This is a genomic window from Kocuria tytonicola, from assembly GCF_003687455.1.
Classification (GTDB): Bacteria; Actinomycetota; Actinomycetes; order Actinomycetales; family Micrococcaceae; genus Kocuria; species Kocuria tytonicola.
Genome location: NZ_PHOA01000104.1, coordinates 1 through 8,581 on the forward strand (window position 1 = coordinate 1; position 8,581 = coordinate 8,581).

At 68.9% G+C, this 8,581-nt stretch carries 12 protein-coding genes; 7 read left to right on the top strand and 5 right to left on the bottom strand.

The window, feature by feature from the left end:
• Positions 1 to 436, top strand: a 436-nt coding sequence (locus CWC38_RS12125; protein ID WP_165860389.1) for an ABC transporter permease, incomplete at its 5' end; no start/stop codon positions are given.
• Positions 433 to 1,653, top strand: coding sequence for an ABC transporter permease (locus tag CWC38_RS09985; RefSeq protein WP_121846598.1), 1,221 nt, complete (start codon positions 433 to 435; stop codon positions 1,651 to 1,653). The genes CWC38_RS12125 and CWC38_RS09985, both read left to right, overlap by 4 nt.
• A gap of 115 nt (positions 1,654 to 1,768) precedes the next feature.
• On the opposite strand, the gene CWC38_RS09990 is transcribed toward CWC38_RS09985, so the two are convergent.
• Entirely contained in the window at positions 1,769 to 2,071 is a 303-nt protein-coding gene (locus CWC38_RS09990) for a hypothetical protein (RefSeq protein WP_124035151.1), read from the bottom strand.
• Positions 2,072 to 2,200: 129 nt separating this feature from the next.
• Positions 2,201 to 2,569: a hypothetical protein gene (locus CWC38_RS09995; RefSeq protein ID WP_121846600.1), complete on the bottom strand. Its 369-nt coding sequence runs from the start codon at positions 2,567 to 2,569 to the stop codon at positions 2,201 to 2,203.
• Between the two features lie 206 nt (positions 2,570 to 2,775).
• Between CWC38_RS09995 and CWC38_RS12445 the strand changes: the two genes are divergently transcribed.
• The 5 genes from CWC38_RS12445 (at position 2,776) to CWC38_RS10015 (ending at position 5,915) form a co-directional block, all read left to right on the top strand.
• A complete protein-coding gene (locus tag CWC38_RS12445; protein ID WP_240625206.1) occupies positions 2,776 to 3,003 on the top strand; it encodes a hypothetical protein in 228 nt (75 codons plus the stop codon).
• 3 nt (positions 3,004 to 3,006) lie between these two features.
• Entirely contained in the window at positions 3,007 to 3,216 is a 210-nt protein-coding gene (locus tag CWC38_RS12450) for a winged helix DNA-binding protein (RefSeq protein ID WP_240625207.1), read from the top strand.
• Positions 3,217 to 3,259: 43 nt separating this feature from the next.
• The gene (locus CWC38_RS10005; protein ID WP_121846601.1) at positions 3,260 to 3,946 is read left to right on the top strand and encodes a metal-dependent transcriptional regulator; all 687 of its coding nucleotides are present in this window, start codon (positions 3,260 to 3,262) and stop codon (positions 3,944 to 3,946) included.
• Between the two features lie 101 nt (positions 3,947 to 4,047).
• Complete coding sequence (locus tag CWC38_RS10010) at positions 4,048 to 4,980, top strand: type IV toxin-antitoxin system AbiEi family antitoxin domain-containing protein (RefSeq protein ID WP_124106161.1); 933 nt, start codon at positions 4,048 to 4,050, stop codon at positions 4,978 to 4,980.
• A 44-nt stretch (positions 4,981 to 5,024) separates the two neighbouring features.
• On the top strand, positions 5,025 to 5,915 hold the full coding sequence (locus tag CWC38_RS10015; RefSeq protein WP_165860390.1) for a nucleotidyl transferase AbiEii/AbiGii toxin family protein: 891 nt from the start codon (positions 5,025 to 5,027) through the stop codon (positions 5,913 to 5,915).
• 97 nt (positions 5,916 to 6,012) lie between these two features.
• Here CWC38_RS10015 and CWC38_RS10020 read toward each other — a convergent pair whose 3' ends face one another.
• The 3 genes from CWC38_RS10020 to CWC38_RS10030 all read right to left on the bottom strand — a co-directional run.
• Complete coding sequence (locus CWC38_RS10020) at positions 6,013 to 6,882, bottom strand: metal ABC transporter permease (RefSeq protein WP_121846604.1); 870 nt, start codon at positions 6,880 to 6,882, stop codon at positions 6,013 to 6,015.
• Entirely contained in the window at positions 6,879 to 7,691 is an 813-nt protein-coding gene (locus tag CWC38_RS10025) for a metal ABC transporter ATP-binding protein (protein WP_121846605.1), read from the bottom strand. The genes CWC38_RS10020 and CWC38_RS10025 overlap by 4 nt, the downstream gene beginning before the upstream one ends.
• Positions 7,688 to 8,581, bottom strand: an 894-nt coding sequence (locus CWC38_RS10030; RefSeq protein ID WP_240625208.1) for a metal ABC transporter substrate-binding protein, incomplete at its 5' end; no start/stop codon positions are given. The genes CWC38_RS10030 and CWC38_RS10025, both read right to left, overlap by 4 nt.

The window sequence follows — 8,581 nt, forward strand, 5'->3', positions numbered from 1 at the left end:
GGGCGGGCTCCTGGGCCAGGCCGCCACGATCGTGGGCATCACCGTGTTCGTGATCCTGGGCATCCCCGCCTCGGGGATCGCCACCAGCCCGGACATGATGCCCGGGTTCTTCCAGGTCACCCACCGCATGATGCCCACCGGGGCCATCGGCGAGCTGCTGCAGCGCGTCATCTACTTCGACGGCCACGGCGTGGGGCCCTGGATCCTCCTGCTGGCCACCTGGCTCATGCTCGGTGCGGGCCTGCTGTGGCTCGGGTCGCTGCGCTCGCCGCACCCCGGGGAGGACCGCGGTGTGATCGCGGACCAGGTGGACCACGCCCGCAAGCACCCGGACGAGCCCCTCCTCACCGCCTACGACTCCCACGATTCGGACGACGACGACGCCGCACGGCCTGCTCGCGGGCGTCACCGGGCCCAGGAAGTGAAGCACGCATGAGCGACCAGAACCCCACCCGGTCCGTCGATCCGGCGGACACGGTTTCAGCCGCGCGGGACGCGGGTGCCGAGGGCTCCACGGCCGTGCCGGACTCCGAGCGCCCGCTCGAGGACGGTTTCATCAACCGGATGGCCCAGATGCCCCCGGCCTCGGCCATCGGCGCGATGCAGAACCCCGCGGCTCCGCCCCGGCGCACCGTGGACGCCAAGCTCACGCAGAAGCGCATGATCACGGTGGGCATGCTGCTGCCGCTGTTCATGATGCTCGTGATGCCCATGCTCATGGTGGGCACCACCGTGGACGTCACGCCCCGGGACATGAAGGTGGCCGTGATCGGCACCGGGGCCCAGGCCTCGGACCTGGCCCGGCAGCTCACGGACAGCTCCGCCGGGGACTTCGATGCCCACCGGGTGGACACCGTGGACGACGGCAGGAACGAGGTGCGGACCCACGACGCCCGTGCGGCCTTCGACCCCGCCACCGGGACCCTCTACACGGCGGGTGCCAACGGCCGTCAGGTGAACGCCGCGGTGACCCAGCTGTTCACACCGGTGGCGCAGAAGGCGCAGAAGCAGCTGCACACGGAGGACGTCGCGGCGGTGGTGGATGGGGATCCCAACGGGACCACGATCACGTACCTGGCCCTCGGTGCCATCCTGGGCGGGTTCATGACCGGAGTGGTCAGCAGCCTCATGCCCACCGGCACCAAGCTGCGCGTGCTGCTGTGGTTCCTCATGCCCGCCGTGGTGGCCACCGGCATGGTGGTCTACGGGTGGGCCGTGTTCGGGATCTTCAGCGGCAGCGCATTCGTGCCGTGGTGCATGCTCTACCTGCTGTGCCTGTCCTGCGTCACCGTGACCACGGGACTCATGCTGGTGCTGGGTCCGGTGGCCATGCCGTTGTGCATCTTCCTCATGCCGCTGCTGGGCCTCAGCGCCTCCGGGCTGACCGCGCCGCTGGACATGGTGGGCGGGTTCTACGGCTGGGTCCACGAGTGGCTCTACGCGCCCCAGGGCGTGGCCGCCATCCGGGACGCCATCTACTTCCAGGACGTCTCCCTCGCGGCCCCGGTGTGGATCATGAGTGCGTGGATCGCCGGGGGCATCGCCCTGGCCGTGCTGGGCACCCTGCGGCAGAAGCGCCGCCACCTCTTCGCCATCCTGAGCGAACGGGAAGAGGCGAGCACCGCGGCGGCGGCAGCGGCGGCGTCGGTGTGAGTTTCGCCCGGGCCCGGTGGCACGTCAGCCGCGGGCGGGCGCCTGCGTTCCGGTGGGCGAGGCGGGTGAGGGGACGTCCGGTGTGCAGGGCCCACGATCCGGCAGGGGCAGCTTCTCAGCGGTTTCTACGCGGCGCGCTGGGCGGCCGGTCCTCGTCCTCCGGCCTCGGCGACGTCTCCGTATCCGTATCCGGGGCGCAGGGCCGCTTCCAACTCGGGAGGTTCTCGGATTCCTCCTCGGGCGGGTGGAGCCGGTCCCATTCCGCCTTCGCGGTGAGGGCCTCATCGATCCGGCCGTTCTCGGAGGCGCGCCCGGACCAGCTGCTCAGCGCGAAGGATCCCACGACTGCAGCACCTGCCAGCAGCAGGTGGTGGTTGACGAACAGGGCAACCGCGCCGACGAAGCACGCCTTGCTCACAAGATCCAGCAGGATGGACTTTCCCTCACCTCTGCGCACTGGCGTCCTCCAGACGGGAACGTGAACGGTGACGTGGTCGAGGTGAGCGTCAGTGGACGAGGGAGCGGGCGGCGTCGTCCGCCGGGGTGCTCACGCTACGACGACCGGGGTGGAGGTGAGGGTCGGCTCCGCGACCGCGTAGTCCAGGGTGGTGCGGGCGAAGGAGGCGCCCAGGATGATCTCCAGGCCGGGGATGAGCTCGGTGCTGATCTCGTCCTTGATGCGCTGGTTCTCGGGGCTGGGGGTGAAGGCGAGGGAGACCGTGAGATGCATGTCGTCCAGATCGCCCGTGATGGCGAAGTCAGCGGACGCCACCGACGGGTACACCTGAACACCCAGCGTGGCCGCGCGGGCCACGGAGGCCAGGGAGACATCCGGGGCGTACGTCGCCCCTGGGAGGTCCACGTCCTTGACGGGCACCGCCGTGGTTTCCGGTGCCGGATCAGGGGCGAGCAGCATGGGGGGCTCCGCTCTGCGTGAGCTCGGATCGTGAACTGCCGCAGATTGATGGGTCGACTAACAGTTGGTCAATCTACCTGAACCTGTGAGAACCCCTCGAGGCACCACCCCGCGGCGCGACGAGGGATCGGGATTATGACGGCGGGCGTCGAACGCCCCGGCACTGCTGGTACGACGACTCCGAGGAGTCCGCGAGCGGCGTCGACGTGCTGAAGCTCCTGCGGCAGTACCGCGACGCCGAGACCACCATGCGCACCGGCGTGCGGGCGGACATGGACATGGGGGAGAAGGACATCCTGGCGCTGCGGCACCTGATCTCCGCGGAGGGCAGGGGGGCGGTGATGCGTCAGAAAGACATCGTCTCGTTGCTGGGCATCACCAACGCCTCCACGAGCATCCTGGTGGGTCGGCTCGTGCGGGACGGCTACGCCTAACGCGTGACCCATCCCGAGGACCGGCGCTCCGTGGTCGTGGTCCCCGCCGAGCACGGCAAGCACGAGGTGCGCACCACCCTGCGGGACATGCACGGGCGGATGGTGGCGGTGGTCAACGACATGTCCACCTCGGAGAGGGACGTGGTGGCCACCTTCCTGCGGCGGATGATCGACGGGGTGACCCAGCCCGCCGAGCCGACTCCCGGGCCCTGACGCGCGGACCGGCACTCCCGCCCGCTTTGTTAGTCTCCCCATCATGTCCGTCGCGAAACTGTCGGTGAGCCACCAGAACTACCTGAGGGCCATCTGGATCCTGGGGGAGTGGTCTGCGGAGCCCGTCACCACCTCCGCCGTGGCCCAGAAAGTGGGTCTGCGCCTGTCCACCGTCTCGGACGCGCTCAAGAAGCTCACGGAGCAGGGTCTGGTGGCGCACAGCCCGTACGGCGCCATCGAGCTCACCGAGCAGGGCCGGGCGCTCGCCGTGGAGATGGTGCGGCGGCACCGGCTGATCGAGACCTTCTTGGTGGAGATGCTCGGGTACCGCTGGGACCAGGTGCACGAAGAGGCCGAGCACCTGGAGCACGCTGTCTCGGACTTCATGGTCGACCGGCTGGACGACCTTCTGGGCCACCCCGACCGCGACCCCCACGGCGATCCGATCCCCGCCCGGGACGGCTCCATCGCCTCCCCGGACGCGGTCTCGCTCTCCACCGTTGCCGACGGCGCCCGCGTGCGTGTGGAGCGCATCTCCGACCGGGACTCGGAGCTGCTGCGCTTCTTCGCCGAGCACGGCATCGGGGTGGGCGTGCCCCTGGCGATCCACTCTGGCGGGCCCTACTCCGGTTCGGTCCAGGCCGTGCTGGACGACGGCGCCCGCAGCGTCGCCCTCGGACAGACCGCCACCGACGCGGTGTGGGTGTCGCTGGCGGGTGCGGGGTCCTGAACGGGGATATAACAAATTCCACCGGCTGTGGGTCCTATAAGCTTGGTTTGTAACATCTAGATGTTACAAACCAAGCAATCTGGAGGTGACCCGTGAGGACAGTGGACGCGATCACCACCATGGAGGAACTGGGCGCTTCCCAGTGGGGCCTGATCACCACGGCTCAGGCTGGTGCATACGAGATCTCACGGGTTGCTCTTGGCCGCCTCCGGGACGCCGGGGTCATCCACCCACTGCGCCGCGGCGTGTGGGCCCTGCCCTCGGCTGACCACGGCCCACTGCAGGAGCTGCGTGCCGCATGGTTGGCAACCGACTCGAAACGTCTTGCGGCAGATCGACGTGGAGCGGATGTGGAGGTGGCGGTTTCGCACGTCTCCGCTGCTGCGGTGCACTCCCTCGGGGACCTGATTCCCTCCCGTCATGAGTTCACGGTGGAAAAACGGCGTCAGACGACGCATGACGACGTGTTCTTCCACCGAGGTGAGCTGTCCGGGGACATCAAGATCGTCGAGGGGTTGCCGGTGACGTCGATCCCCAGGACGGTGGGAGACCTGGCGGCCGCCAGCGTGGATTTCGACCACCTGGCCGACATCATCCGAGATGCGCTGAGCACCCCTGACGTTCGATGGCGTGACCTGGCGACACAGCTCGACCAGGTGGCTGGGCGCTATGGATACGACCAGGGTTCCGAACTGGTCGACAGCAGTGTGGAGCAGGCGGGGCTGCCTGAGGTGGTCGCGAACCTTGCGGAATCGTCCAGCTCGTTCAGGATGCTGAGCCGCCAGTGGGTGACTGCGTTCAACCACGGCGTCATGGACTCCATGCCCCAGGGCGCCCAGACTCCCGAGTTCATGGCCGACCTCGGCCGGGAGATGGGACGACTGATCGCGGAGGGCGCTGGTTTCCGAGCACTCGTACCGTCAACGAGCCCGCAGACTCGGAACCTCGTCGAGAAAAGTTCTGAGCACGGCTGCTCGTCGGCGGACAAATCTGACGGGGATTGTCGTCTCGAGGATCAGGGGAGCGGGGCATGAAACCACGAGGACGCCCAGCGACGCCTCAAGCTGAACGCGCTTCGGTGTCATCCAAACTGCGTGCCGAGGCACAGAGGCGAGGCGTCTCCGCGGCTGATCTCCGGAAGCAGTTCTCTTTCGCACTGTTCTTCCGTCACTTGTTCGAGGAGGACACGGGCCGGTGGATGGTGCTCGGAGGCAATGCCCTGCTCCTCCGGACGGGGGGAGGGCGTTTCACTCAAGATGTCGATCTCGCTCGCGATCAGGAATGGGAGAGCCCGGAAGCGTTGCAGGCTGAGCTCTCGGAGACTGTCACTCGGAATGTCACAGATCCCTACAGGATCACCGTGATCCGGGTTCAGGACCACGACCGCAGGGACGTCCACGGATACGGCACGAAAACTGCAAAGGCGTACCTCGCGGTGCACGTGGGAGGGCTGGAGTTCGACCGTTTCACGATCGACATCACTCAGCGTCGTCACGTTCAGTGGCCGGTCCAGTACGTCACTCCTCAGCCCGTGATCGAGCACAAGGTCTTGAATGAGCTGCCACCCATTCCGGTGGTCCCGGTCGAGAACCACATGGCGGACAAGGTCTGCGCCATGTACGAACGACATGCCGGGCCCCACCCATTTTCTACGCGCTACCGAGATCTTGCAGATCTCGTGCGGATGGTGAGTGATCTCAGCATTGACGGGGAGCGGCTTGCCGCCATGCTGCGCCATGAAGCGCATCGCCGTCGGATGGCTGAACTCCCCCGGGAACTCGTCCCGCCCCATGAAGTGTGGGTCAAGGAGTACCCTCGCGCCGCCCGTGCCTTCTCCGGATTCCCGGAACAGCTTCGTCCCCTGGAGGCTTCCCTCCACTGCGCAGGACGCTGTCTGAACCCCATCCTGTCAGGGGCACAGACGAGCGGCACGTGGGACCCTTCTGCGCGGCAGTGGCGCCAAGAGTGAGGGCCTCACCCGGACACACTTGATGCCCGTTTCGTTGCACCGACAGCACAGCAAAGGGTTACACCGCGATCCTGACGCCGCTGACCGCCAAGGCGCCCTACCCCACCAGCGCCCGCCGGCGTCGTCGTGCCGCGAGCCTGCCACCCAGTACCCCGTGTGCGGGGCTGAGCAGGTACGCCAGCGCGAAAACCGCCGCGTGCACCAGCACCACCAGCCCGCCGGGGGAGGCGTTGAGCCAGTAGCTGAGGTAGATGCCCACCACGGAGGAGGCGGTGGAGGCGGCGGGCGCGATCACGAGCATGGCCCCGAAGCGGTCCGTGAGCAGGTGCGCGGTGGCGCCCGGAATGATGAGCATGGCCACCACCAGCACCACCCCCACCACCTGCAGGGCGGCCACCGAGGTCACCGCGAGCAGGCCCAGCAGTAGCGCGCCCAGCAGCTTGGGGGAGAGTCCGATCGCGTGGGCGTGCAGGGGGTCGAATGCGTAGAGGGTCAGGTCCCGCCGCTTGAGCACCATGATGCCCAGCGCCACCAGGGAGAGCGCGACGATCTGCACCTGCTCCGCCCCGGAGATGCCCAGCACGTTGCCGAAGATGATGTGCGTGAGGTTCGTCTGGCTGGGTGTCACGGAGATCAGCACGAGCCCCAGGGCGAACAGCGCGGTGAACACGATCCCGATGGACGCGTCCTCCTTGATCCTGCTGGTCCCGCGCAGCCCGCCGATCAGCACCACCGCGAGCACGCCCGCCAGCAGCGCCCCCACGGTGAACGGGATCCCCAGGATGTAGGCGAGCACCACGCCGGGCAGCACCGCGTGGGACACCGCGTCCCCCATGAGCGACCACCCCACGAGCACCAGCCAGCACGAGAGCACCGAGCACACCGCCGCGGCCGCCACGGTGGTCACGAGCGCGCGCGCCATGAAGTCGTACTGCAGCGGCTGGGTGAGCAGGTCCAGCAGGCTCATGCGGGAGCTCCGTTCTCGGGGGTGGTCGACGACGCCCCGGGGTCGGGTCCGGCGCCCGGGGGAGCGACGTCGTCCGCCCGGGTCCGTGCCATCACGTCCAGGCCGAAGGTGCGCACCAGGTGCTCGGGCGCCAGCCCCTGGGCCACGGGTCCGTGGAACAGCACCGCGCGCCGCAGCAGCACCACGTGCCGGGCGAGGTCCGGGAGGGCCTGGAGGTCGTGCGTGGCGACCACCACCGCGCAGCCCTGGTCGGTGAGCTCGTGCAGCAGCCGCACGATCGTCGCCTCGCTGCGCTTGTCCACCCCGGCGAAGGGCTCGTCCAGGAGCATGATCCGCGCGCCCTGGGCAATGGCACGCGCCACGAACACGCGCTTGCGCTGCCCGCCGGAGAGCTGCCCGATCTGCCGCCCCGCGAGCCCCGTGAGGTCCACGCGCTCGAGCGCCTCGGCCACGGCGGCCCGGTCCGCGGCGCGGGCCCGCCGGGTGGGGCCCATGTGCCCGTAGCGTCCCGTGGTGACCACGTCCCGCACGGACAGCGGGAACGTCCAGTCCACGTCCTCGCTCTGCGGCACGTACCCCACCAGCCCGCGCGCCCGGGCCGCGCGCGGCTCCATGCCCTGCAGCCGCACCTCGCCCGCGGTGAGCGCCACCGTGCCCGTGAGCGCTTTGAGCAGCGTGGACTTCCCGGAGCCGTTCATCCCCACCAGCCCGGTCACGTGCCCGGGCTCGATCTCCAGGTCCACCCCGTCCAGCGCGCGCACGCTGCCGTAGTCGACGACGACGCCGCGCGCCCGGATCGCCGCCGTCACCGCGCCTTCCCGGACAGGCCCCGGGAGATGGTGTCCGCGTCGTGGCGCAGCAGGTCCAGGTAGGTGGGCACCGGGCCGTCCTTCTCGGAGAGGGAGTCCACGTAGAGCGTGCCGCCGTAGCGGGCGCCGGTGGCCTCCGCGACCTGGCGCATGGGCTTGTCCGAGACGGTGGACTCGCAGAACACGGCGGGCACGTGGTGCTGGTCCACGAACTCGATGGCCGAGCTGACCTGCTGCGGGGTCGCCTCCTGCTCGGCGTTCACGGGCCAGATGTACTTCTCCGTCAGGCCGGCGTCCCGGGCCAGGTAGGAGAAGGCGCCCTCGCACGTGACGAGCGAGCGGTGGTTGCGGGGCAGTGCATCCAGCTCCTTCCTGAGCCCGTCCCCGATCTCACGCAGCTGCGCCTTGTACTTCTCCCCGTTGTCCCGGAACTGCTGGGTGTGCTCAGGGTCCAGCTCGCTCAGGGCCGTGACGATGTTGTCCACGTAGCGCTGGGCGTTGGCGGGGCTCATCCACGCGTGCGGGTTGGGCTTGCCGGGGGTGCCCGAGATGTCCATCACCTCCACCCCCTCCGAGACCACCTTGTGGGGGATGTTCGCGGAGGAGGTGAACTGCTCGAGCCACTGCTCCAGGTGCAGGCCGTTGTCCAGGACCAGCTGCGCCTGGGAGGCCTTGGTGACGTCCTGCGGGGTGGGCTCGTAGTCGTGGATCTCCGCGCCCGGTTTGGTGATGGACTCCACGTTCACGTGGTCCCCGGCCACCACGGAGGCCATGTCCTGCAGCACCGTGAACGTGGTCAGGACGGTGGGCTTGCCCGAGTCCGCGTTCTGGAGGGGGTTGGGCCCGCAGCCCGTCAGGGCGAGCACCCCCACCGCCGCCACAGCCGCCAC